The sequence below is a fragment of the Rhizobium sp. FKY42 genome (assembly GCF_005222835.1).
Lineage (GTDB): Bacteria > Pseudomonadota > Alphaproteobacteria > Rhizobiales > Rhizobiaceae > Neorhizobium.
The window spans coordinates 134,253-156,562 of the sequence record NZ_STGA01000059.1 but is presented as its reverse complement, the minus strand read 5'-3'; the positions used below and the strand labels follow the sequence as shown (position 1 = coordinate 156,562).

General features: G+C 57.0%; 23 protein-coding genes. 11 read left to right on the top strand and 12 right to left on the bottom strand.

Annotated elements, in window-relative coordinates; genetic code table 11:
* Position 1 precedes the first annotated feature (1 nt).
* The 7 genes from E8M78_RS19980 to E8M78_RS19945 all read right to left on the bottom strand — a co-directional run bounded on the left by E8M78_RS19980 (position 2) and on the right by E8M78_RS19945 (position 4,310).
* On the bottom strand, positions 2–1,030 hold the full coding sequence (locus E8M78_RS19980) for a DUF3991 and toprim domain-containing protein (RefSeq protein WP_137136716.1): 1,029 nt from the start codon (positions 1,028–1,030) through the stop codon (positions 2–4).
* Positions 1,031–1,208: 178 nt separating this feature from the next.
* On the bottom strand, positions 1,209–1,385 hold the full coding sequence (locus E8M78_RS23445; protein WP_170973490.1) for a hypothetical protein: 177 nt from the start codon (positions 1,383–1,385) through the stop codon (positions 1,209–1,211).
* Positions 1,386–1,848: 463 nt separating this feature from the next.
* The gene (locus E8M78_RS19970; protein ID WP_137136714.1) at positions 1,849–2,190 is read right to left on the bottom strand and encodes a zincin-like metallopeptidase domain-containing protein; all 342 of its coding nucleotides are present in this window, start codon (positions 2,188–2,190) and stop codon (positions 1,849–1,851) included.
* Positions 2,191–2,676: 486 nt separating this feature from the next.
* Complete coding sequence (locus E8M78_RS19960; protein WP_137136712.1) at positions 2,677–2,949, bottom strand: hypothetical protein; 273 nt, start codon at positions 2,947–2,949, stop codon at positions 2,677–2,679.
* Positions 2,950–3,029: 80 nt separating this feature from the next.
* A complete protein-coding gene (locus E8M78_RS19955) occupies positions 3,030–3,740 on the bottom strand; it encodes an SOS response-associated peptidase (protein WP_137136711.1) in 711 nt (236 codons plus the stop codon).
* A 25-nt stretch (positions 3,741–3,765) separates the two neighbouring features.
* Entirely contained in the window at positions 3,766–4,101 is a 336-nt protein-coding gene (locus E8M78_RS19950) for a hypothetical protein (protein ID WP_137136710.1), read from the bottom strand.
* A complete protein-coding gene (locus E8M78_RS19945; protein ID WP_137136709.1) occupies positions 4,101–4,310 on the bottom strand; it encodes a hypothetical protein in 210 nt (69 codons plus the stop codon). Before E8M78_RS19945 ends, E8M78_RS19950 begins: the two co-directional genes overlap by 1 nt.
* Positions 4,311–4,521: 211 nt before the next feature.
* On the opposite strand from E8M78_RS19945, the gene E8M78_RS19940 reads away from it, so the two are divergent.
* From E8M78_RS19940 to E8M78_RS19920, 5 genes are all read left to right on the top strand, one after another.
* Positions 4,522–4,824 carry a hypothetical protein gene (locus E8M78_RS19940; protein WP_137136708.1) on the top strand — a complete coding sequence of 101 codons (303 nt, stop codon included), beginning with the start codon at positions 4,522–4,524 and terminating at the stop codon, positions 4,822–4,824.
* A gap of 165 nt (positions 4,825–4,989) precedes the next feature.
* Positions 4,990–5,727, top strand: coding sequence for a LuxR family transcriptional regulator (locus E8M78_RS19935; RefSeq protein ID WP_137136707.1), 738 nt, complete (start codon positions 4,990–4,992; stop codon positions 5,725–5,727).
* 83 nt (positions 5,728–5,810) lie between these two features.
* Positions 5,811–6,449: a GNAT family N-acetyltransferase gene (locus E8M78_RS19930; RefSeq protein WP_137136706.1), complete on the top strand. Its 639-nt coding sequence runs from the start codon at positions 5,811–5,813 to the stop codon at positions 6,447–6,449.
* Entirely contained in the window at positions 6,442–6,624 is a 183-nt protein-coding gene (locus E8M78_RS19925; RefSeq protein ID WP_137136705.1) for a hypothetical protein, read from the top strand. Before E8M78_RS19930 ends, E8M78_RS19925 begins: the two co-directional genes overlap by 8 nt.
* 320 nt (positions 6,625–6,944) lie before the next feature.
* A complete protein-coding gene (locus E8M78_RS19920; RefSeq protein ID WP_137136704.1) occupies positions 6,945–7,139 on the top strand; it encodes a hypothetical protein in 195 nt (64 codons plus the stop codon).
* 133 nt (positions 7,140–7,272) lie between these two features.
* On the opposite strand, the gene E8M78_RS19915 is transcribed toward E8M78_RS19920, so the two are convergent.
* Entirely contained in the window at positions 7,273–8,172 is a 900-nt protein-coding gene (locus E8M78_RS19915; protein ID WP_137136703.1) for a LysR substrate-binding domain-containing protein, read from the bottom strand.
* A 220-nt stretch (positions 8,173–8,392) separates the two neighbouring features.
* Between E8M78_RS19915 and E8M78_RS19910 the strand changes: the two genes are divergently transcribed.
* From E8M78_RS19910 to E8M78_RS19885, 6 genes are all read left to right on the top strand, one after another.
* Positions 8,393–9,235, top strand: a complete 843-nt coding sequence (locus tag E8M78_RS19910; RefSeq protein WP_137136702.1) for a transporter substrate-binding domain-containing protein — start codon at positions 8,393–8,395, stop codon at positions 9,233–9,235.
* A gap of 93 nt (positions 9,236–9,328) precedes the next feature.
* Entirely contained in the window at positions 9,329–10,003 is a 675-nt protein-coding gene (locus E8M78_RS19905) for an aspartate/glutamate racemase family protein (RefSeq protein WP_137136701.1), read from the top strand.
* A gap of 33 nt (positions 10,004–10,036) precedes the next feature.
* Positions 10,037–10,696, top strand: a complete 660-nt coding sequence (locus E8M78_RS19900) for an amino acid ABC transporter permease (protein ID WP_137136700.1) — start codon at positions 10,037–10,039, stop codon at positions 10,694–10,696.
* A 21-nt stretch (positions 10,697–10,717) separates the two neighbouring features.
* Complete coding sequence (locus E8M78_RS19895; protein ID WP_137136699.1) at positions 10,718–11,488, top strand: amino acid ABC transporter ATP-binding protein; 771 nt, start codon at positions 10,718–10,720, stop codon at positions 11,486–11,488.
* 126 nt (positions 11,489–11,614) lie between these two features.
* Positions 11,615–12,889 (top strand): FAD-binding oxidoreductase, encoded by a 1,275-nt coding sequence (locus E8M78_RS19890; protein WP_205910268.1) that lies wholly within the window; start codon positions 11,615–11,617, stop codon positions 12,887–12,889.
* A gap of 114 nt (positions 12,890–13,003) precedes the next feature.
* On the top strand, positions 13,004–14,758 hold the full coding sequence (locus tag E8M78_RS19885; protein ID WP_137136698.1) for a thiamine pyrophosphate-binding protein: 1,755 nt from the start codon (positions 13,004–13,006) through the stop codon (positions 14,756–14,758).
* A gap of 228 nt (positions 14,759–14,986) precedes the next feature.
* Here the strand turns inward: E8M78_RS19885 and E8M78_RS19880 are convergent, their stop codons facing one another.
* Genes E8M78_RS19880 through E8M78_RS19865 form a run of 4 tightly spaced genes read right to left on the bottom strand, consistent with a single transcriptional unit; the run spans position 14,987 to position 22,213 of the window.
* Positions 14,987–18,007: an FAD-binding and (Fe-S)-binding domain-containing protein gene (locus tag E8M78_RS19880; protein ID WP_137136697.1), complete on the bottom strand. Its 3,021-nt coding sequence runs from the start codon at positions 18,005–18,007 to the stop codon at positions 14,987–14,989.
* Between the two features lie 10 nt (positions 18,008–18,017).
* A complete protein-coding gene (locus E8M78_RS19875) occupies positions 18,018–19,253 on the bottom strand; it encodes a pyridoxal phosphate-dependent aminotransferase (protein WP_137136696.1) in 1,236 nt (411 codons plus the stop codon).
* Between the two features lie 12 nt (positions 19,254–19,265).
* Complete coding sequence (locus E8M78_RS19870) at positions 19,266–20,798, bottom strand: aldehyde dehydrogenase family protein (RefSeq protein WP_137136695.1); 1,533 nt, start codon at positions 20,796–20,798, stop codon at positions 19,266–19,268.
* 23 nt (positions 20,799–20,821) lie between these two features.
* Positions 20,822–22,213, bottom strand: a complete 1,392-nt coding sequence (locus E8M78_RS19865) for a VOC family protein (protein ID WP_137136694.1) — start codon at positions 22,211–22,213, stop codon at positions 20,822–20,824.
* Positions 22,214–22,310: the final 97 nt, after the last annotated feature.

Here is a 22,310-nt window from a genome sequence, read left to right as displayed (position 1 = left end):
TTCATGACCCCTCCCGCGTTGCTGCGTCCGTGTCCGGACGGGTCAAGGGCCGGCTCTTGCCGGGCGAAGCTTCCCTTGATGCGGCCGGCACGCATGCGGCAGGCCTCATCTTCTTTGCCATTTTCTTTTCCCGTCTCTCCTTATCCTTGGTTTTCAGGACTTCGTTCCAGTCCTCTGCCGGCGGACGGAGCCGCTGCCAGTCGCAGCCGGACGCTTCAGCGACCGCACGCAATCGTTCTGCGTAAATGTCCCCTTGGGAATTGGCATCCGTGGCCGCGACCAATGTCAGTCCGGGTCGCAGAGTAAGTTCGGCAAGCGCCGCATCTGTCGCTGGAGACCACCCGCCGCCGGTGCTGAGATAAAGGGTTTGCTCGCGTGGACCTTCGAGTGCCGCGAGGCTCATCGCGTCAATCGCGGCCTCGGTGATGCAAAGGCGGTTGGCGTCACTCGGACCCAAGCGGAACAGAAGCTTGGAGCCCCCGGTCGAAAACCCGCGCCACTCGGGCCCTCGCTCTTCCCAGCCGATCACTCGGCCATGGCTATCAACATGCGCCGCCCACGTGCTGCCGAAAGGTCCTTCCCGCAGGATGTCTTCCCGAATGGCCTGCCGGATTATGGCAGGCGGGATCAAGCGCTGCCAAGATAGATAGCGCCACGCGCCCGATCCGGGCCAAGGCGAGCGCCGGCATCGCCAACGGTCAGCAATGGCCTCGTCTGCCACCACAGACCGCGACGGACGCCATTCCGGCCGGGAAAGCTGAAACACGACCAGCGCTGCGACAGCGTCCACGGCGGCCGGAAACGTGGTCTGCGCCAGAAACATCGCGAGGCCGAAGACGTCACCCTTCTCGTCACTCAGCGGATCGAACCAGCCTCGTCCGTCATGGGTCACAATAATGATGCTGCCGCCACGCCGGTATTTGACGGCACGACGCGTGCTTTCCTTCGCATCGAGTTCATATCCGGCCTGCTCCAGCAGGGCTTCACAACTGACCCTGGCGCGCAGCGCCTCTAGCTCTTCTCGTTTCATCTTTTCTTCGGCCGCACAGCGACCGTCCCTTCATTTTCCCGCAATCTGCGGGCCACCTTCGTCCCGCCGCGAAGAGCGGAGGGGGCAAGGGTGCGGCAATCAAGGTGCAGATTTGCACCAGCCGCGGCGGAGCTTCCCTTGTGGCCGACCGCTCGCCAGCGGCAGGGTCGAACGGGTCTCAATGAGACCCGTTGGGAAAGAACTGGTGCACGATCTCCAGATCGTCTTCGTCATCGAGTTCGTCGGACGGAAGGACGCCGAATTCGTCGCCCGATTTGAAGAGAGTGATCGGCACCATCAGGTCGTGGCAAAGCTGGTAAGCGAAAGATTGAGCGAGAGAAAGATCGTGCGCCATGTTCGTGTGCTCCATCGGAAGCGGGCCAATTCCCGCTGATGGCTCCTGGAAGAAACAGGAACGGTCGCGATCACCGCGCAGGCGAAGATGGAGCGGCGGTAGCTTTAGCTAACCGACCCCTTGAGGGTTGATCGGCGGAGACCCGGGCCTGTTTCAGGACGCCATCCATAAAAAGCGGGGTTGGGGTGCATCTGGTGCTGCAATCTGACAGCGCACGGTCTTCGGTCTGCGGGTTGAGCACGCTGCTGTCCGGCGGATGACCTAGATGATAGCACCCTACATCAAAACCGAACAATAATTCATTTATTTCAATGCCTTAGAAAAAGCGTCATATGAGAATTATGGAACTTACCTTTGGTCGTGTGAGCCGATTTTCCGTGAGAAAACCGATTCATGCCCAACGATCCCTTGGCCACAAAGCCGGCAGAGCGTCGGAAATCAAGCTCACAAGGCCCGACTAATTTTAGGCGATCATTTGAGAAACGGGCGAAGCAATTCCACCAGCATGACGCGTCCAGAGAGCCGTCTCGTGTGCGAGTGTGGACACTAAGGTTTGCTTGGACTCGAACGCCTCGAAGGGCGGCATTCCGATGAAATCGTCAGAGATCATGTTGAAGGCTTTCTTGCCGCCAAACCGAATGTCAACTCCGGTGTCCGCAAAGAACGTATCGGCATGGTCGAGACGTTCCTTGGCCTCGACAGTTTTAATCGTCGGCCTGAAAATTTTCGAGCTACCCGTCGATCTGTCCACAATTGAAAACGCAGTAGCCTTCGAGGAAAGAGATCCTCTGCTCGATCTCTTCACCGTTTGCCCTCTCCTCGGTCTCTTCGGTGGCGCAGGCATAGACGACGAGGGCAAATTTCACCCTTACGGACCTGGCCACCGATTTCCTGCGACTGATTGTAAGTTATCCAGAAAGGCGAGCTGTAGCCGTTCGCCGCGGCTTCCATCCAAAGGAGAACGGTATTGATGCTAGGATATGGAATGCCGTTTTGGCGCAGCGACCGGGTGGCTCAACAATTTGCGCCCCAAGGCTGATGCGATGGGCAAACGCCTGCTTCGAGCTGTTCAGCTATCTTATCTGTGATGCGCTGATATCTGAAGAGCTGCGATCCGGTTGCCTGCCGCACCCTTCTACCGTACGATTCCGGACGAGCGGGCGTGACCCGTAAGGCCGAGATGGCGAAGCAGGTTCGGTGCCACAGGCATGGCACGCGGCCACCGGGCGGCTTGCCCTTCTTTCAGGCCAAACGAGACGGGTGACTCGCCCGTCAGTAAGGATGCACGTGTCTAACCCGATGTTAAGGCGTCATCGATCCGTTCGTCTTCTTGGATCGTGATGTAGCGTCCACGGTCCTTGAAGCAGGCGATAATTTCTTGGTAAAGATGATCACGCGGTCCAAAATCCATCAGAATTTGCGCAATCTTTGCCGCGGCTTCTGACCCGTCCAAATCGATGACGCAATATCCGACGTCTCCTATAGCTGACACGTCAGGACTGGCTGCAATGAGATCATCTACGAATTTGGGAACGTCAGCGGTCGTCTTAAGGTTGTGGTTCATGAAACAGGTCTCGATTAAATTCTTCGAGGTTAGTGGAACTGATCGGAAGCGCCAAGTCACGCTTTGACGAGTGATTGTTTTCACAGATTCAACAGCAGAAGATCACGATCTGAGAGTGGCCTCTGCAACGCTTTTGCAACGTCCCAAGGCTTGGTCATCCATGTCTCGATATCCTCTTCAGTGCGCAGGATGACAGGCATGGCTTTCGGATGTACCGGTCCAACAATGCCATTCGGCTGTGTCGTCAAGAATGCGAATAAGTCCGTCTTGATCAGCCCCTCCTTGACCTTCCGAACACTTTCCCATTGCGGCACCCATAGACCTGCGAAGAACATCAAAGGCTGGCTTTCGTCGCCTGCAAACCAGGCATTGGGAGTACGCCCACCCTCAACCTTGCTGGCCGGATCTGGCTCGGCAAAGCGCGTCAACGGCACCACGCATCGGTTTTCGACACCCAGCCAGCGCTTCCAGTGCTGGCTGCTCGTGTTGCGAATGTTCGTAGTGCCACCGTCGGGCTCCATCTTCAGCAGTTCATCGAAATGAACCTCTTTGCCTTTGGCTCGAAGTTTATCCGCCCTCTTCGTTGCTGCATCCAGAAGTGCCTTCTTTGAAGAAGGCATACCCCAACGCACCATCACCAGCTCGCGCTCGCCATCATTGTTGCGTACGATGGGCGCGGGGTAGTCCGGATAGACATCCAGCGAAGGCGGCATATTGCCCAGCCGGTCAAGCGCTTTGGTCAATGCGCGTATCGCATCCTGGTTGGTCGAAACATTGTAGAGATTGCACATGCCGTAGCCTCCTCATTCAAGCGGATCATAAGGTAACATCGCGCCAGATAGGAACGTGCTTGATCTCAATCCGCTCCAGCCTCCGAATAACCAGGCCGACCTTTTCACGTGCCAGGAGTGTGACGAATGAGGCCGAGACAGAATCCTTTTGCCCGCATCGCTCGCAGCGGAACTGCCCCCTCAGTTGAAAGGCATTCACGTCTCCGCAAAGCTTCTGAATATCTTCCGGCAGGTAGTGGCGGCTTATCTTGCAGATGGCGCAGTCCAGACGAACGAACTGGCCGATTTCATGCGCGTCAGAAAGGCGGGGAACCTTGTTCCTCTGGGCGTAGGTAAGCCCACCATAATGTCCGGCTGGCATCAGGCACGCTCGAAACTTGGGCTCCAGCCCCTTGTCATGCCTCGGCTCATTGCACCCTCGGCCAATACCAGCTGTTGCCTAAGATGCCTCAGATCTTCCAGGAGGGTCTCGATCGTGGCCATCGGATCGCCGTCATGATAGGCAAGTGCCGCGTCGAGATCGCTGATCTCAACCTGATCCTCGCTGTTTGTTTTCTTGCCTGCAGACATGCGCTCTCCTTCGCGCCAAAGCGCGTGAAATGGGTAAGGACCCACCGGCAATAGGTGGAATTTGTTCCTATTATGTTCTCTTTTGATGCGCTGTCAATGGCGTCGCTACAGCTTCAACGATTGCAGGTTTCAACCATCTCAGATAGTCTCCCCAAGTATTACTTTATTAAAATCAGAAATGACGATTGACCGTAGAGGAACCTAAATTACGATGAAGAAAATTCAGGAAGAGAACCCATCACAATCTCTTTCGGAGATGGAAATTTTCGCTGAGAAGCAACATGATAAGGAGACATTGAAGCAAATTCTGCAGGGGCTCTCAAAAGGGTACTGTTCGTCAGTCATGCATGACCATGCCAATGATGAGTGGATGTCGGCCGTCCAGACCGGGATGGAGCTGAATACATATTTTCGACGCTTGAATGCGGGCAACCGGATGCTTGCAGTCGAGCTGCTACGGCAGCTCGCAGTCGTACAAGGGTCTCAGGAGGCCATGCCAATAGAGAAACGGTGAGTTGTCTGTTATGTTCAGGGTCCGATCAAAGAATTCAAGGCTCGTCCCAACGAGATAAGTGCTCCTAAGCCGACCAGTACAAATAGTGCATACGTTAAACTGTCCTTCATATGGCAACCCCTTTTAGCCCATCTATTTCAATAAAGAAATTTGGATCATTATCCAATGCGCCTTGGTTCGACTGATATTCAAAATACACTCTCGTTTCTGACATCGATTAAGAATTGCAACGATGTAGATGAGATCAACCGTTTGATATTACAGACGACGAACTCGTTCGGCATCGAGAGTTTTATTGGCGGCTTCATCCCGAGACTGACTCAACGCCCTGTAGACCAGAGCAAGAACGTGCTGGTTGGACATTGGCCGGAGGAGTGGGCGAAGATTTATTTTGCCCATAATATGCTCTACAGAGATCCGACCATCCGCCATATCCTGCTCGGTAAGCAGACATTCGTCTGGTCTGACCTGACCACGGCTGACACACTGTCCGTAAATGAGCGTCGGGTGATGGACAAGGCGCGCGAATTTGGATTGCGCGCCGGATGTACGGTCCCGATGCTTTCACTGGATGGCGAATATGTCGGCTTCTCGTTCGCGGGTCGACACGTAGATGCGTCTCCAGAGGCTAAAGGTGTAATGACGCTGCTTTCGAGTTTCGCTTTCGCCAGAGCGCTTGAAATCCGACGAAGTGCTTCAGAGCACGCAGTCAGACTGACTCGGCGCGAACACGAAGTTGCTCAATGGATTGCGGCAGGAAAGACCGACTGGGAAACGAGCATAATCCTGGGCGTCTCTGAAAAGGCTATTGCCAAGCACGTCAATAATATTCGTATCAAGACTGGTGCAGTTAATAGAACGCATGCAATCGCAGAGTGCATCCGATGCGGATTAATCACATGAATGGCCGTCAAGGTGGGGTTTTCCCCACTTCTTGAGCCATAGTTTCGGAAATACTGCTTGCCTACCATTTACGGAGGCACGCCATGATGCACATTGTTACTTCAGATAATCTGCCGATATACCAACTGAAGTTGGAACAAGCATTTCGACTCCGCCACCAAGTATTCGTCGAAGAAAAAGGGTGGAGTGATCTTGCCAAATCAGATGGTCGAGAGATCGATCAATTCGATAACGACGACGCGGTCCACATGCTGTGCGAGCGAGAGGGCGAGATCGTCGGGTATCAGCGATTGCTTCCGACTACCAAGCCGCATCTACTATCAACTGTTCTGAGACAATTATGCGATCTCGATCTGCCATGCGGTGACAATATCTGGGAATGGACCCGATACTGCGTCAAGCGTTCGCACCGCGAGCGTGGGCGAAAGCTGAGCCCTGTAGCGACTGAGCTTCTGACCGCCATTGTCGAATGGGGAATGGATCACGAAGTAGATCAGATCGTGATCGAAATGGAGCCCATCTGGCTGCTACGCCTTGTGCAACTGAACTTTATGGTTACCCCGCTTGGCATACCACGACAGATAGAGGGTGAGGATGTGGTTGCGGTGCTCGCCAAGTTCGATGAACGCACCTTGAAAATGCTGCATTCAATCGGGGGAGGATTGCCTCTTACCGCGGCACCGACGGTCGCGTATTCCGCCGGGGAGCAGCTTCATGCCTGATAATGACGTTCAAGGTGACACGAAATGGCAGTTCGACGTTGACAAGGTCGCCAAAGAAATCCTGCGCCTGAAAACAGATGCCGTTGCTGCAGATCAGCTCTTCCTCGCCTACCTGATTTCGCTGGCCTACGAGGAGGTCAGGAATATACAAATGGGTAAGCCGACGTCCATTTAGAGCAAAAGGTCACGGGTGGGCCATTCGGCCCATCTCCTTTTGCTAGGGTTTCAGCACCAGGGGCTGCGCTTGTCTGTCCACGTTTGGGCAAGCTTTCAGCAGTCAGGATGTTCTCCAACATCCTTTCCATAAAACGCGATATGCGCGAAGGTTGGTCCGCAGCGGTCTACTTCACGGCCGTGGTCGATTTTGAAAGATTCTAGGTGCTTCTCCCCTCACCAGCTCGCGAATGCCCACCTTCGCGATCGAAAGACCAAAGCTCAAAGGAATTGTTGCGGCGTTAAAATGCCAACTCCTGCCCCGGGATCGGCTCACAAGACATGCAGCCATGGCGGCCGCACTTCACGATCGAGAACAAGCTGGCGAGACCCTGGGCAGACGTACTAAATCACAATCTGAGCGCGGACTTCAAACCCTGGCAGATCGAGATCGTCGGCACAGACCTCTGGGCCTATCTCGATGGTCCTGGCGAGCACGCAGCCTTCGTGCCGTTCGTTCCCACGCCTCATTTGTGAACAAACGATCATCAGACCTGTTGTCGATGTAAAACCGAGCCAACCGAATGCGGTCAGATCCTTCTTAAAATTCTACGGTTATTCGCCTTGAAGGGATTCGGACCGTTAGCCACTACCTGTAGTTGCTATTGCGCTATTTGGGCTGCGTTTTTCGAAGACTGCGAAGAAGCCAGTCACGAAAGACGATGACATTGGGATTATGAGATTTTCGCTCCGGATAAACCAAGTAATAGGAGTCGTCCGACCGAACCGGCTCGCCAAAGGGCATGTGAAGCTGGCCGCTGGCGATTTCATTCCTAATATAAAGAGTTGGCACGACCGCAAGCCCCAGCCCGTGGATGGCGGCGTTGATGATCATCTCATGATGGGCAAAGCGCGTTCCCTGGATGCGGCCGCTGTATGAGAGTTTCGCCAGTCTGAGCCAGTTGAGCCAAAGGCTTGGACGACCTGCATTTTGAAGCAGCGGAAACTCTGCAAACTGCAATGGATCAAGCTTGCTACCGGGGGGGATGAGTGCGGGAGACGAGACAACCGCCAACAGTTCTGGGAAGAGTTCGATTGAACGACCATGCAGCCAGGTTCCAGCACCACGCAGGATGGCGACATCAAGCCGCGTCGTCTCGAAATCCGTCGAGGGCATCGCGGGCATGATCTCAAGGGGAATGTCGGGATAGGAGCCGATGAAAGACCCGAGCCGCTCCGGCAGCCAGCGGGAGGCGAGCGTCGGATGCGTGCCGATGATCAGTGACGAATCGACACTGCGCCCGCGCACAGCATCAATCGAAATTTCTTCCAGCCGATCCAGGGTCAGCGCGAGGTTTCGATAGTAGTTGGCGCCGGTCTCAGTCAGCACCAGGCGAGGACCCGATCGATGAAACAGCGTGGCACCGAGAAACTCCTCCAAATTTCGGATCTGACGGCTAATGCCGCTCTGCGTCAGCCCAAGATCATCTGCCGCACGGGTAAAATTCATGTAGCGCGCGGCTGCCTCGAAGGCATGCAAGGCGGAGAGCGAAGGCAGGTAGCGGCGCATTCTGTGACTTCCCATCATGACAAAAACTCATGCATGACGGAGTATTCGCAATTTCCCTCGGACAGCAAGATGCAGCAAGCTTCTCCCCGGTCAGTCGATTGTTGATAACGAAAGCTCTGACAAGGGCACGACGGCATGACACAGGATCTGCACAGGCTACTGGGAGCCCGCGGTGGATTTGAGCGCATGAAGCAACAAGAGCAACAATGAGGGGTTTGACATGAACAGACGTGAATTTGCAGGCCTTCTGGGCCTCGCTGGCGCAGGCGCTGCCGCAACGGCTCTCGCCACACCGGCTATCGCACAACAAACGGCAGGATCGACCTTCGACAAAATCCGCAGCAGTAAAAAGCTGCGCGTTGCTGGTATCGTTGGAACGGAGCCATATTATCACAAGGACATTGCAACGGGCGAATGGACCGGCTTTTGTATGAGCATGGCCCGCGATCTTGCAAAGTCGCTGGAAGCTGAGGTCGAAATCAGCGAAACCACCTGGGGCAATGCTGTCCTTGATCTGCAATCCAACAAGATCGATATCATGTTCGGCCTGAGCCCGACACCGTCGCGCGCGCTGGTGGTCGAGTTCACACGTCCCATCATGCAGAACACCTTCACGATCATCGCCAAATCGGGCATGGAACCGAAAAGCTGGGAAGAGCTCAACAAGCCGGAAGTTCGCATTGCCGTCGACATTGGCTCCACTCACGATCTGTTCGCTCGCCGCGTTCTGCCCAAGGCAACACTTGTGGCACTGAAGACGCCGGATGAGGCCACCCTTGCCGTGCAGTCCGGCCGCGCCGATGCGGTGATCCAAGTGGCCATGCTGTCGCTGGTTACCGTCAAGAAAAACCCGAATGTCGGCAAGATCGTCGTTCCCGGCCCGATTGTTCGCCAGCCAACCTGTGCCGGTGTCCGTGCAGAAGATAGTCCGCGCTTCCGCACCTTCGTGGACAACTGGCTCGAATTCAACAGGTCATCCGGTGTCATGAGCGGATGGATCACCTCGAGCCTTGAGCTGGTTGGCGTCCAGAAGCAGGATATTCCTTCAGATATCCAGTTCTGAGGTCGGTGGCGGCTTCAGCCTGATCCGTTACGCGCAATCATACGTGTGGCTGGGGTTTCTATCCCGGCTGCATGCTCTGCTAATGGTGCAAGAATGGCGAAACCTCTTGGTATCATGATGCTCGATACATCATTCGAGCGCCCCGTCGGAGATGTGGGAAACGCTGCAAGCTGGCCGTTTCCTGTGCTATACAAGCGAATTAGTGGGGCTACGGCACGCAAGGTGGTTTCCGGGCACGATGACGACCTTCTCGATGCCTTCGTTGCAGCAGGCCAGGAGCTGGTGGCAGAAGGTGCCTTCGCACTGACAACCTCTTGCGGCTTTCTGGCTCTTCGTCAGTCGCAGCTTTCGGCGCGCCTGACTGTGCCCGTCGCCACCTCCAGCCTTTTGCAGATCCCGTCGCTCTTGGCGACGCTTCCAGAAGGTAAAACAGTAGGCGTGATCACCTATGATCACGCTTCCTTAACAGAGCGGCATTTTCACGCGGTTGGTGTCCATCAAATTCCGCCAATCGCGGGTTTGCCGAACGGGGGGGCATTCCGGGGACTTATCGAGGGGGGAATGCCCTACAATGCCAAGGCTCTTGCAGACGAACTGGCTGTAACCGTCGAGAATCTGGTTCAGCAGCATTCCGACATAGGAGCCCTTGTCTTCGAGTGCACGAACCTGCCTCCATTCTCGGCGGACATTTCCCGAAAGTTCGGGCTTCCGGTTTTCGATATTCTGACTCTCGGCAAATGGCTCCACTCAAGCCAGCCAGAAGCTTGATGTCAAAAGCCAAATAATAAAAGGGGTTCAAAGATGCAGTACCAATGGGACTTCGGGTTCCTGATGCAATACAAGGGCTTGATCTGGACGGGCATTCTTTACACCATCGGCTTCACGATCGGGACAGCATTTTCAGGTCTTGCGCTCGGATGCATCATTGCTCTGGCGCGGCTCTCCAGCCTGCGGTTAGTCGGTGGCTTCGTTATCGCATTTACCGAAATCTTCCGCTGTACGCCCGTTCTGGTCCAACTGGTCTGGTGTTATTACGCGCTGCCCATGCTTACAGGCATTGAAATGTCAGCAGGGACCGCCGCTTTCGTGACGTTGACACTCTACGGCGGCTCGTTCTTCGGTGAAATCATCCGCGGCGGAATCATCTCTGTCGATCTTGGTCAATGGGATGCAGGTCGCGCGCTTGGCATGCGCAGACATCAGTTGATGGCGCGGGTCATTCTGCCGCAAGCCTTTCGCCGCATGGTTCCCCCGCTGATGAACCAGACGGTTCTGCAGTTGAAGAATACCTCTCTGCTTTCGGTCCTTGCAGTGCCAGATCTTTTGTATCAGGGCCAGCTGATCACCTCTTCCAGCTACCGACCGCTGGAAACCTACACGATGATCGCAGTGATCTACTTCATTCTTCTCTTCCCACTGACCCGCTTCGCACATCGCCTCGAAGCGCGCGGCAGCCACTAAACCGGCGCGAAAGGTCATGACATGAACAACGAGACCATGATTGAACTGATCGGTGTCCAGAAGTCCTTCGGCGACTTTCCGGTACTCAAGGACATCACACTGAATGTGAAAAGAGGCGACGTCGTCGCCCTTATTGGGCCAAGTGGATCCGGCAAATCGACTTTGCTGCGAAGCGTCAATCTTCTGACCGTTCCGGAAAAGGGATTTATCCGCGTCGGCAGCCAGGCGATTGATTTCTCAAGCACCCGCAGTTTGCCGGGTGACAAGGCGCTGGCGGCGTTTCGTGCCCGCACCGGAATGGTATTCCAGAGCTTCAATCTGTTTCCCCATATGACGGTGGAACAGAATGTCATGGAAGGGCCAGTAACAGTGCTGCGAACGCCAAAGGCAGAAGCGAAGGTGATTGCCCGCGATTTGCTGGCAAAGGTCGGGCTGGCGGACAAGGCGACAGCGCATCCAGACAGCCTTTCCGGCGGACAGAAGCAGCGAGTTGCCATAGCCCGTGCCTTGGCCATGAAACCCGAGGTCATGCTGTTCGATGAGGCAACGTCGGCACTGGATCCCGAGCTGGTGGGTGAGGTGCTTGCCGTTATTCGCTCGCTCGCCGCCGAAGGCATGACCATGTTGCTTGTCACCCACGAAATGGCTTTCGCAAGGGACGTAGCCGACCGCGTGATCTTCATGCGCGATGGCTGTGTCGTGGAAGAAGGCGAAGCGCGGCAAGTTATTGAACAACCCAGAGAACCGGCGACGCAAGCCTTCCTAAGTCATTTTCACGGTGGCTTGAACTAGCCGCCGATCCGTGAGGCGGGTCGATCCGGTTCGCCTCACGCCGACACACAAAACACGGCTGTCTTTCCATCTCGCCCTGCATGCTGACAGGGCGCTGGAGAAGGTCTGCCTCGACTCAGGAACGAAATGGCACTTCATAAGGGGCCGAACATGCATGTTACAGTCATTGGCGCTGGCATCGTTGGAGCGTGTACCGCGCTTGAATTGCTGCGGGATGGCCATGAGGTCACGATCATCGAACCGGGTGAACCGGGTGGGCGGCAGGCAGCAAGCTATGGCCATGGCTGCTGGATCAGCCCTGCGTCCGTTGTTCCCATGTCAATGCCGGGTCTTTGGAAGCAGGTGCCTGGCTACCTGCTGAACCCGAATGGACCGTTGGTCATTCGCTGGAAGCACATCTTGAAACTTCTACCGTGGCTGACCCGCTTTCTTTTGGCAGGATCAACCCTGTCGAGAGTTGAGAAGACGGCGAAAGCGCTTGCCACACTTTTGAAGGACAGCCCGGCCAGGCATTGCGCTCTGGCTGAACATATGGGCCACCCGGAACTCGTCAGGCATGAGGGCCTGCTTTACGCTTATCCTGACCGCGCCGCGTTTGAAGCAGAAAAGCTAAGCTGGCATTTGCGCCGGTTGACGGGCCTCCACTGGCGGGAGTTGGACGAGAAAAGCTTGAGAGAGCGAGAGCCAGCTTTGTCTGCCCATTACAGGTTTGGCATTCTGTTAGAAGCAGGAGCCCATTGCATAGATCCGGGCCGCTATGTGTCTGCACTGGTTTCTGAAGCGATAAAGCAGGGCGCGCGCCTGACGAACGCCCGTGCCACGGGCTTTGTTCTGAAAGATGGCAGGCTTCAGGCAATCAGGACTGACAGGGGAGACACGCGCTGCGACGGTGCGGTGATCGCGGCTGGCATCTGGTCCAAGGCCTTGGCGCGAATGGCCGGCGATCGCATTCCGCTGGAATCGGAGCGGGGCTATCATGGGGTCGTCAATGCAGCCGTCAGCGGTCCAGCCCATCCGGTCATGCCCAGCGATGGTAGAATGGCAAATACACCCACGTCGCAGGGGCTTCGCCTATCGGGACAGGTAGAACTGGCAACCGTCGATACGCCACCCAACTGGGAGCGAGTTGACATCCTGCTCGATCATGCTCGTAAAACCTATTCGAGCTTGGAAAACCTGCAAAACCTAACCGTCGACCGCTGGATGGGACATCGCCCCTCAACGCCGGACGGCCTGCCGGTTATCGGCAAGGCATCTGGCTCGAAGGATGTCATCTATGCCTTTGGTCACGGCCATGTCGGCTTCGCCACGGGACCCATTACCGGACGGCTTGCTGCGGATCTCGTCAGCGGCAAGTCACCGGAGCGCGATCTCAAACCCTTTTCACCGCAGCGCTTCTAATGGCGAAGGAGGAGGAACCAATAAGATCCTCCGCCTGATCAGTCCAAGACGGCACTGCTGAAAACAATCGTCACCTGGCGTGACACTTACCCTCTCACATCATTGGAGATTGCCGTGCGCGGTGCAGATATTCTTGTAGAAATGCTGATTGGCTATGGAGTTGAAGTGATCTTTGGCGTTCCAGGTGACACCAACGTTCCCTTCTATGAAGCGCTCCAACAAAATGAGGGCAAGATCCGCCACGTTATGGCGCGCGACGAGCGCTCCGCAGGCTATATGGCCGATGCCTACGGCCGCTTTACCCGCAAACCCGGTGTCTTCGAATGCCCATCGGGTGCCGGGGCGATGTATTCCCTGCCGCCGGTTGCTGAATCCAATTCCTCCTCCGTCCCAGTCATCCTGCTGACCATCGACATCCCGCTACCGGGCGAAGGACGCGGCGTGCTGACGGAACTGGATTGTGCCCGCCTGTTCGAGCCGATCACCAAAATGTCCGTGCAAGTCAAAAGCCCCGAAAAACTACCGGAAATTATCCGTCGCGCATTCCGCATTGCATGTTCCGGTAAACCCGGCGCGGTACATCTGCAAATCCCGGAAGACATGCTGCTGGCCGAGGTCGATCCGGCACGTGTTTCGCTCCATGTGGAGACGGAGTGCAAACAGTTCCCGGCCTATCCGACGCTTCCGGCACCGGGCAAACTGGAGACCGTTCTCGATCTTCTAACATCCTCCAAACGACCCTTGATTGTCTCCGGCGGAGGCGTCAATCGCTCCTGCGCGGGACCGGAAGTCACGGCGTTGGCAGAAAAGCTGAATATTCCCGTTTGCACCACCATGACCGGCCAGGGCACCATGCCGGATGATCACCGTCTAGCCGTCGGCGTCATTGGTGATAATGGTTTCCACCCCCATGCGAACTGGGCACTTGAACATGCCGACTTCGTTCTGTTCGTCGGCTCGCGCATGGGCAGCGTCGTCACAATTGGCTGGACTTTCCCGAAAATCACGCTGAACAAGCGCGTGGCACAAATCGACATTGATCCGGAAATCATGGCCAACAACTACGAAAACGTCGTTTCAGTCCAAGGCGATGCGCGACTGGTTCTCGAGCAGTTGATCGCCATGGCACCAGAAGAAAACGATGCAAGCCGCACTCAGGATTGGGTGGATGAACTGAACGACCTGCGCGCGGACTTCTGGGAAAATGCAGAAGCGCTGCTCAATTCCGAAGCTACGCCGTTGCGCCCCGAACGGGCGGTGCGCTGCTTCAACGAGGCGTTGGAGGCCTATGGCAAGCCTGCCCACATTTATTCCGATGCCGGCACACCGACACCGCATATGACTCGATTCCTGAAGCTTAAGGATCGGCGCACGCGCTTTGCAATTCCCCGCGCCTTCGGCGGTCTCGGCTCGGCGCTGCCCGCCACTGTCGGTGCTTGGTTTGCCAACAAGGAGCAGCGGCCGATCGGTATGTTCGGCGACGGCTCCTTCGGCATGAGCGTCGGTGAGTTGGAAACGCTGGTACGCTTGCAGGTGCCTGCAATCCTGCTGCTCTTCAACAACGGCACTTTCGGCTGGATCAAGGGACTTCACCGGTTGAAAGGGCATAACCAGTGCTTCGGCGTGGACTTCATGCCGCCCAAGGGTCAGGCTATCGCCGAAGCATTCGATTTGAAAGCCTGGACGGCCAAGAACGCAAACGAACTCGATGCCGCACTTGCTGAAGCCTTTGCCCATACCGATGGACCCTGCCTCATCGACATTCATGTCGAATCGATCGCAGATCGTGTTCCGCCAGTTTATTCCTGGCTGTCCAAGCGGGGTAAGGATCCGCTCAGCACCAAGGCAGAAGAAGTTCGCTACTTCTGACGGGCTGTGCAAATCCGGACACAAGGCACCGACAGAGAATGTCGGCGCCTTCGTTTCTTTGAGAATCCGGGTGAAGAGTATGATTGATGACACAGTCCTTGCGACGTGCCACCCAACCGGATTATCAGCACCTGCGATTAGCAAGCCACGCATCTGGGGTACGCAGTTTGATTTGCAGATCTATACAGACGTGCTTCCACTGCTTCATGTCTCACTGTCCCGGACAGCTTACGTTATCATCCGATCCAATAACTCGAGAGGATGCGGTAAGTGCCGACCATCGATCAACTTCGCCTGCGCGCGGCAGGAATAACCCGTGGCCATGAAAAGATCAGTACTCTCTGCCTGATCCAGCACCGGCTTCCAGCTCATAGTGTAAAGCTGCTCGGACATCGCCCGGTTTTTCACCTCATGACCAAAGGTGCCGGCCATGCCGCAGCAGCCGGTATCGGCCACCTGTAGTTCCTGTCCCAGCGCCTCGAACACCGCCTTCCATTGCCCGATAGACGCCGCTGCATTGCTGCGCTCCGTGCAATGAACCATCAGGATCAGTTTGCCCACAACCGAAGCCATGGCGGGCTTCACTTGCATTGGGACGGTCAAAAGCCATTCCTGTGGAAGGACAATGGTCGCCTTCAGAGGTTTGCCCTGCACCATCTTGTACTCATTGCGGAAGGCAAGCGTCATGGACGGGTCGAGCCCCACGAGTGGTATCTCGAGGTCGGCAAGGCTTTGCAGATAGGCTGATGTCCGCCTGGCTGCCTTTTCGAAGCTGGCAAGATAGCCATGCACATGCAGCGCCTTGCCGTTGACATGCCGACGGGCAAGCATCGGCTGAAAACCCAGTTTGCGGGCAACACTGATGGCAGCAAGCGCCACGGCAGGCTCAAAATGCGCGGTGAAGGTGTCGACCACAAAAACTACGATGTGCTTGCGCTGCTCTGGTGTTAATTTTGCCAGGGTCTCGGCATCGGCGAACGGCACATCCAGCTTTCGCGCCTCATCGTCCAACGACTGATCGGCTAGGCGCGGCAGCGCGGTCAGACCGACAACACGCATCAACGCCCTGCCCGCCTCTGTGCTGACAAAGCCGTTATAGATCGGGCGCAGCCGCGCCATCGCTGGCAGCAATGTCTCGATGGAGGAAATCAGCGGGTCTTTCAGCGGGCGTAGATAACGGGCGTGATAGATCTCCAGAAACTTTGCCCGAAAGGATGGCACGCTCACCTTCACGGGACATTGGCCGGCACAGGCCTTGCACGACAGGCAGCTATCCATGACCGCCTTGATCTCGTGGGAGAAATCCTGCCGATTTTTGGGATTTAGACTCTTCAGAAGACGTTGCAACGCGCTCGTCCGCAGGGCGTTTGATGCCTCCCGCCGCGGATCTACGCCCTTTTCCGTCAGTAGCCGCAACCATTCGCGCATCAGCGAGGCGCGCCCCTTGGGCGAGAGACGGCGGTCGCGGCTGGCCTTGTAGGACGGACACATGGGGCTTGTCTCGTCGAAATCGAAACAGGCTCCATTCCCATTGCAATAGGCGGCATTATCGAAAGCGGCTCGGATCTCATTGCCGATCACCCGGTCTAGTGTACCGCGCAGCGGCACTGCATCGATCTTCAGCAAAGGCGTTGTGTTCGGGCTGGCGATCTTGCCGGGGTTCAGCCGGTTTTCAGGATCGAAGGCGCGTTTGATTTCCTGCAGACAGGGATAAAGGTCGCCAAAAAATTCCGGCACATATTCCGAGCGTACTCCCTTGCCGTGTTCACCCCAAAGCACCCCGCCATATTTGCGGGTAAGCGCCACCACCGCATCGCTGATCTCGCGCACCAGCGGCACATGATCGGGGCGCGCCAGATCCAGCGCCGGGCGCACATGTAGCACCCCGGCATCGACATGCCCGAACATGCCATAGGCTACGCCGGCCTTGTCCAGAAGTGCCCGAAACTCGCGAATATAGGCGGCCAGATGTTGCGGCGGCACGGCGGTGTCTTCCACGAAAGCGACTGGACGCACCGCCCCTTCGATATTACCAAGAAGACCGACGGCTCGCTTGCGCATCGTCCAGATGGCTTCGGCGTCCTTGTGGTCGCGCACGATGGTGTAGCCCAGACGGTTGGGGTTTGCCTGACTTTGCAGCGCACCGGTCACGGCCGCCAGCTTCTGCTCCAGCTCCGCCTCGTTATCGGCCAGCACCTCGACAATGTTGATGCCGTTGGCAGCCCTCCCCTCATCATCTGGAAAGAAGCTGCTGATTGCCGTCCAGACGATATCACCCTTGGCAAGACCCAGCACCTTCTCATCGACCGTCTCAACCGAGGCGACCTTGAGCGCGGTGAGATTACGGGCATCCTCAAGCGCAGCATTAAAGTCGTTGTAGCGGATATTGATCAGCGCAACCTCAGCCGGCAGCGGCAGGAGGTTCAGTTCCGCCTCCGCAATCATTGCCAGCGTGCCTTCCGATCCACAAAGGATGGCATTGAGATCGAAATGCCCGTCGTGCCGACAAACATGGGCTAGATTGTAGCCCGTCATGTACCGGTTGAGATTCGGAAAGACCTCCTCGATGCGCTGGCTCTTTTCCCGCGTGATACGCTCCACGACCCGGTAGATGTCGCCGATCCGGTCCTGACGCCGAAGCGTTTCCTTGAGGTCCTTGGCCACCATCGGTCGAGACCAGAAATCCGTGCCATCCATCAGCACTGCACGCAGCGCAAGAACATGGTTGGAGGTCTTGCCATAGAGACAGGAGCCCTGACCGCAGGCATCGGTGGAAATCATACCGCCGATACTAGCACGATTGGAGGTTGAAAGCTCGGGCGCAAAGAACAGACCGTAAGGCTTGAGGGCCCGATTGAGCTGGTCTTTCACCACGCCGGCCTCAACGTGGGCGACGCGCCGTACGGGATCAATGTGCAGGATCCGATTCATGTGCCGGGAGCAATCGACCACCACGCCGTTGGTCAGCGATTGCCCATTCGTGCCTGTGCCACCACCGCGCGGGGCAATGACCAACTTCTGAAAGGCTGGCTCGCACAGTGTACGGGCTATGATCTGCAGGTCTTGCGCTCGACGGGGAAAAAGCACAGCCTGCGGCTCCATCTGATAGATGGAATTGTCCGTGGCATGGACGATGCGGGACCCAGCGCGGGTTTCGATATCGCCGCAAAACCCCGCTTCGATCAGCCGCTCGAAAAAGCTGGGCGGAGCATCCGCGACGAATGCGGGTCGATCGAGGCGTGGAATCATGATGAAACAGCTATTCTTTGAGCGCGGCGCAGGCCCGTTCGATACGGGAGAGCGCTTCTACCAATTCCGCTTCCGATGTCGCGTAGGAAATCCGGAAGAAGGGCGAAAGACCGAAGGCCGAACCCGGCACCACGGCGACATGCGCTTCTTCCAGCAGATAATCGGTAAAATCCGCATCGCTCACAAGCGTCTTGCCCTTGGGCGTAACCTTGTTGAGCACGCCCGCACAACCGGAATAGGTGTAGAACGCACCTTCCGGGACCCGGCATTCGAGTTCAGGTATGGCGTTCAGGCGGTCGACCACCAGATCACGGCGCTGCTTGAAGCTTGCCTGACGCTCTTTGAGGAAATCCTGGGGCCCGTTCAAGGCAGCAATCGCGGCGGCCTGACTGACCGAACAGGGGCAGGACGTCGCCTGGCTCTGGATCACGGCCATGGCCTTGATCAGGGCCTTGGGACCGCCGGCGTAGCCAATGCGCCAACCCGTCATGGCATAGGCCTTGGACACGCCATTGATCGTCAGTGCCCGTTCCTTCAGTTGCGGCTCCAGCGCCACCGGCGTTACAAAGCCGAAGCCGTCATAGACGATGTGCTCATACATGTCGTCCACCATCAGCCACACATTCGGATGGCGCAGCAAAACGTCAATCAGCGGGCGGTAATCGGCAGCACCATAGGCCGCACCTGACGGGTTGGACGGAGAATTCAAAAGCACCCAACGCGTCTTCGGCGTTATGGCTTTTTCCAGCTGTTCCGCCTGAAGACGGAAACCCGCCTCGGCGGAACATGGCACCAGAACGGAGCGACCGCCGCAAATCTCGACAATATCAGAATAGGAGGTCCAATAGGGCGTCGGGATAACCACCTCGTCGCCCGCATCGATGGTTGCCATGAAGGCATTGAAAAGGATCTGCTTGGCGCCCGTGCCAACAGTGATTTCATCAAGCGCATAATCAACGCCGTTTTCGCGTTTGAACTTTGCGGCAATCGCCTGTTTGAGCGCAGGCGAGCCGTCAAGCGCCGTATACTTAGTTTCACCGGCATCGATAGCGGCCTTCGCGGCCTGCTTGACGTGGTCAGGCGTATCGAAATCCGGCTCTCCTGCGCCGAGGATGATCACGGGAAGGCCTTCGCGCTTCATCGCCGCAGCCTTTGCCCCGATCTGCAGAATTTTGGAAACGCCGACAGAGGCGATCCTCGAGGCGGGCCTGAAACCCGTCTCATCTACTTTAACCGCAATTGTCATGGCTGTTCTGCCTTATTCGATATCGAAGGAAACGCCCTGCGCCAACGGCAGAGACTTCGAATAGTTGATAGTGTTGGTGGCGCGGCGCATATAGGCCTTCCAGGCATCTGATCCGCTTTCGCGGCCGCCGCCGGTTTCCTTCTCGCCGCCAAAGGCACCGCCGATTTCCGCACCTGAAGTGCCGATATTGACATTGGCGATGCCGCAATCGGAACCGTCTGCCGCCAGGAAGCGCTCGGCCTCGCGCATGTCCAACGTAAAGATGGAGGACGAAAGACCTGCGCCCACTGCATTGTGATCAGCCAGAACCGCATCGAAGTCGCTGTATTTCAGTACGTAGAGGATCGGCGCAAAGGTTTCTTCGAGAACCGGACCGGTCTGCGCAGGCATTTCAACCAGCGCTGGCTTCACGTAATAGGCATCGGCGCTGCCGGTCTCAACCCGCTCGCCGCCATGGACCGCACCACCATGGGCCTTGGCCTCGGCGAGAGCCTCCTGCATGGAGTCAAAGACCAGCTTGTCGATCAGGGGTCCGACGAGGGCCTGGCCGTCCAGCGGATTGCCGACGGAGACGCTGGCATAGGCCTTTTTCAGACGCGGCACGAGTTGATCGTAAACACTGTCGTGAACGAACAGACGTCGCAGTGTTGTGCAACGCTGGCCCGCCGTGCCCATGGCGCCGAAGGCAATGGCGCGCAGGGCCATATCGAGATCGGCAGAAGGGCAGACGATGCCACCGTTATTGCCGCCCAGTTCCAGGATGGCGCGGGCAAAGCGCTTTGCGAGACGCGGACCGACATCGCGGCCCATGCGGGTGGAGCCAGTAGCAGAAACAAGCGGCACCTTTGGGTGATCGACCAGAACCTCACCAATGGCGCGGTCGCCGATCAGAAGCTGGGACAGGCCTTCAGGCGCGTCGCCGAAGCGCTTCAGGGCACGATCGAGCACAGACTGAGCGGCCAAGGCCGTCAGCGGCGTCTTTTCCGAAGGCTTCCAGACAACGCTGTTGCCGCAGACGAGCGCCAGCGCCGCATTCCAGGCCCAGACGGCAACGGGAAAGTTGAAGGCGGAAATGATGCCGATGACGCCGAGCGGATGCCAGGTTTCCATCATGCGGTGACCGGGACGCTCGGTGGCAATGGTCAGGCCGTAAAGCTGACGGGAGAGGCCAACGGCGAAATCGCAGATGTCGATCATTTCCTGCACTTCGCCAAGACCTTCGGACGGGATCTTGCCGGCTTCGATGGAAACGAGACGGCCGAGATCAGCCTTGGCGGCACGCAGTTCTTCGCCCAGCAGGCGTACCAGTTCGCCGCGCTTTGGCGCGGGCACGAGACGCCAGGTGCGGAAGGCGGCATCGGCGCGTTCGATTGCGGCGGCTGCCGCATCGGCGGAAACAGTCTTGAGGCTTGCGGTCTGTTCGCCAGTGATAGGCGAGAAGCACGTCATCTCTCCGCCGGTATAGGCTGACTTGTCAACGCCAAGGCGTTCCAGAATGGCGGCGGTCTCAGCGGCAATTGCAGTTGTCTTTACGGCGATATTCATCGTCTTCACTCCAGAAAAAGAGGCTATTCGGCGGCTGGACGCGCAGAAAGCGCTGCAAGGCAGCTCTCCAGCGAGGCCTTTTGGATACTGGTATAATGATCGAATTCATTGAGGACGGAGGCGCCGAGATCGACTTCAAAACGCATCTGGTTCGGAGACGCGGCAAACTCTTGTTGCGCACCATCGCCCAGGTTGGACTGGAAGATGCCCGCCGCGCTGACGGGTAGGAAATCCTCGTAAACGATGGCATCGAAGCAAATATAGCCGTCGACAATGAGTTGTTCCGGATCAGAAACGGAAGCGACGCCTCTTCTACCTTTGTCCGTAAGCGAATAGCTGAAATAGCCAAGTCCATGAGCGCGAATATCCGCCCAGTTATCCGGGAATGCCTTGAAAACCTCGGTAAGTGCCGCCTGGTAGGCCTCCGCGTTGGAACCATCGGCAGCCGGGCGGACTAATCTGCGAGTATCGTCCAGCAACTTGTCATAGAGCGCACGACCTTTCGGCGTCAGCGCCACGCCGCGCTGCTCGATTTCCCCGAAACGCGCGGTATGCGTTCCAGCCTGCCAGCCGCCTTCGCCATCGTGAAATGAAACGGATTCTTCCAGTGCCTTGAACGAAGTCTGGCGCAGCAAGATCGGGCATTTGCGGGTCGGCGGACCTTCGACAACTGCCTTGGGGGCTATGCCGTATTCGCTCATGCGCGCCTGCACCTTGTCGATATCCAGCGTGCGCGGCGTCAAATGGTTGATATGCGGCCCCTTGAACGAAACGACATCAGCAATCAAACGGTGCGCATCATGCAGTCGGTGATACATGGCAAGCTCAACATTGGCCTTGTCGTGCCAGCGGAACGTCTCCAGCACCTCAGCGACGAAACGGGCGGCATCGTCCTGATCCAATCCGTTCTCCTTCTCAGCCTTCTCGGTCAATTCAAGGGCCTTCGGCGTGAAGATCTGCCGGGACGCGAGAATAGCGGCGGCCTCGGCTCGCAACGCTTCGTTGGCAATCAGGTCGAGCCGCAGCAGCGAGGTGAAGACGCGGAAGGGATTAAGCTTCAATGCCTCTTCGCCAACCGGGCGGAACGCTGTGGAATGCACGGGCACGCCGGCGGTGGAGAGATCGTAATAGCCGACCGGCCACATACCCATGACAGCGAAAATTCGGCGCATCGTTGCAAGTTCTTCCGCCGTGCCGAGGCGGATCGCGCCGTGACGCTCTTCGGATATCCGCTCCAGGCTATCGGTCGCATCCAGACGCTCTTTCAGATCGGGTTCGGCAGCGAGCGTCTCATCGTTGACGCAGGCGACCAGTTCCATCAGCGTTCCGTAGTCCGGAACCTCGTCGCGGTACATCACCGACATGGCGCTAGAAAAGCGAGCGCGGATATCATCTGGAGAAACCTTCGCGGTCATGATGGCCATTTCCTCTGCAATATGCGAGATCATTCTGAAACAGCACCATATCCCGACGGATAGCGGCCGTGTTGTGAAGATTTCGGTTCAATTGATG

What these genes read in the sequence shown, in the direction of transcription:
- E8M78_RS19905 (WP_137136701.1), top strand. Translation starts at nt 9,329, where the DNA reads ATGGCGAAACCTCTTGGTATCATGATGCTCGATACATCATTCGAGCGC.
- E8M78_RS19910 (WP_137136702.1), top strand. Translation starts at nt 8,393, where the DNA reads ATGAACAGACGTGAATTTGCAGGCCTTCTGGGCCTCGCTGGCGCAGGC.
- E8M78_RS19980 (WP_137136716.1), bottom strand. Translation starts at nt 1,030, where the DNA reads ATGAAACGAGAAGAGCTAGAGGCGCTGCGCGCCAGGGTCAGTTGTGAA.
- E8M78_RS19925 (WP_137136705.1), top strand. Translation starts at nt 6,442, where the DNA reads ATGCCTGATAATGACGTTCAAGGTGACACGAAATGGCAGTTCGACGTT.
- E8M78_RS19920 (WP_137136704.1), top strand. Translation starts at nt 6,945, where the DNA reads ATGCAGCCATGGCGGCCGCACTTCACGATCGAGAACAAGCTGGCGAGA.
- E8M78_RS19930 (WP_137136706.1), top strand. Translation starts at nt 5,811, where the DNA reads ATGATGCACATTGTTACTTCAGATAATCTGCCGATATACCAACTGAAG.
- E8M78_RS19915 (WP_137136703.1), bottom strand. Translation starts at nt 8,172, where the DNA reads ATGCGCCGCTACCTGCCTTCGCTCTCCGCCTTGCATGCCTTCGAGGCA.
- E8M78_RS19960 (WP_137136712.1), bottom strand. Translation starts at nt 2,949, where the DNA reads ATGAACCACAACCTTAAGACGACCGCTGACGTTCCCAAATTCGTAGAT.
- E8M78_RS19900 (WP_137136700.1), top strand. Translation starts at nt 10,037, where the DNA reads ATGCAGTACCAATGGGACTTCGGGTTCCTGATGCAATACAAGGGCTTG.
- E8M78_RS19945 (WP_137136709.1), bottom strand. Translation starts at nt 4,310, where the DNA reads ATGTCTGCAGGCAAGAAAACAAACAGCGAGGATCAGGTTGAGATCAGC.
- E8M78_RS23445 (WP_170973490.1), bottom strand. Translation starts at nt 1,385, where the DNA reads ATGGCGCACGATCTTTCTCTCGCTCAATCTTTCGCTTACCAGCTTTGC.
- E8M78_RS19935 (WP_137136707.1), top strand. Translation starts at nt 4,990, where the DNA reads ATGCGCCTTGGTTCGACTGATATTCAAAATACACTCTCGTTTCTGACA.
- E8M78_RS19940 (WP_137136708.1), top strand. Translation starts at nt 4,522, where the DNA reads ATGAAGAAAATTCAGGAAGAGAACCCATCACAATCTCTTTCGGAGATG.
- E8M78_RS19890 (WP_205910268.1), top strand. Translation starts at nt 11,615, where the DNA reads ATGGCACTTCATAAGGGGCCGAACATGCATGTTACAGTCATTGGCGCT.
- E8M78_RS19870 (WP_137136695.1), bottom strand. Translation starts at nt 20,798, where the DNA reads ATGAATATCGCCGTAAAGACAACTGCAATTGCCGCTGAGACCGCCGCC.
- E8M78_RS19880 (WP_137136697.1), bottom strand. Translation starts at nt 18,007, where the DNA reads ATGATTCCACGCCTCGATCGACCCGCATTCGTCGCGGATGCTCCGCCC.
- E8M78_RS19865 (WP_137136694.1), bottom strand. Translation starts at nt 22,213, where the DNA reads ATGACCGCGAAGGTTTCTCCAGATGATATCCGCGCTCGCTTTTCTAGC.
- E8M78_RS19955 (WP_137136711.1), bottom strand. Translation starts at nt 3,740, where the DNA reads ATGTGCAATCTCTACAATGTTTCGACCAACCAGGATGCGATACGCGCA.
- E8M78_RS19895 (WP_137136699.1), top strand. Translation starts at nt 10,718, where the DNA reads ATGAACAACGAGACCATGATTGAACTGATCGGTGTCCAGAAGTCCTTC.
- E8M78_RS19875 (WP_137136696.1), bottom strand. Translation starts at nt 19,253, where the DNA reads ATGACAATTGCGGTTAAAGTAGATGAGACGGGTTTCAGGCCCGCCTCG.
- E8M78_RS19950 (WP_137136710.1), bottom strand. Translation starts at nt 4,101, where the DNA reads ATGCCAGCCGGACATTATGGTGGGCTTACCTACGCCCAGAGGAACAAG.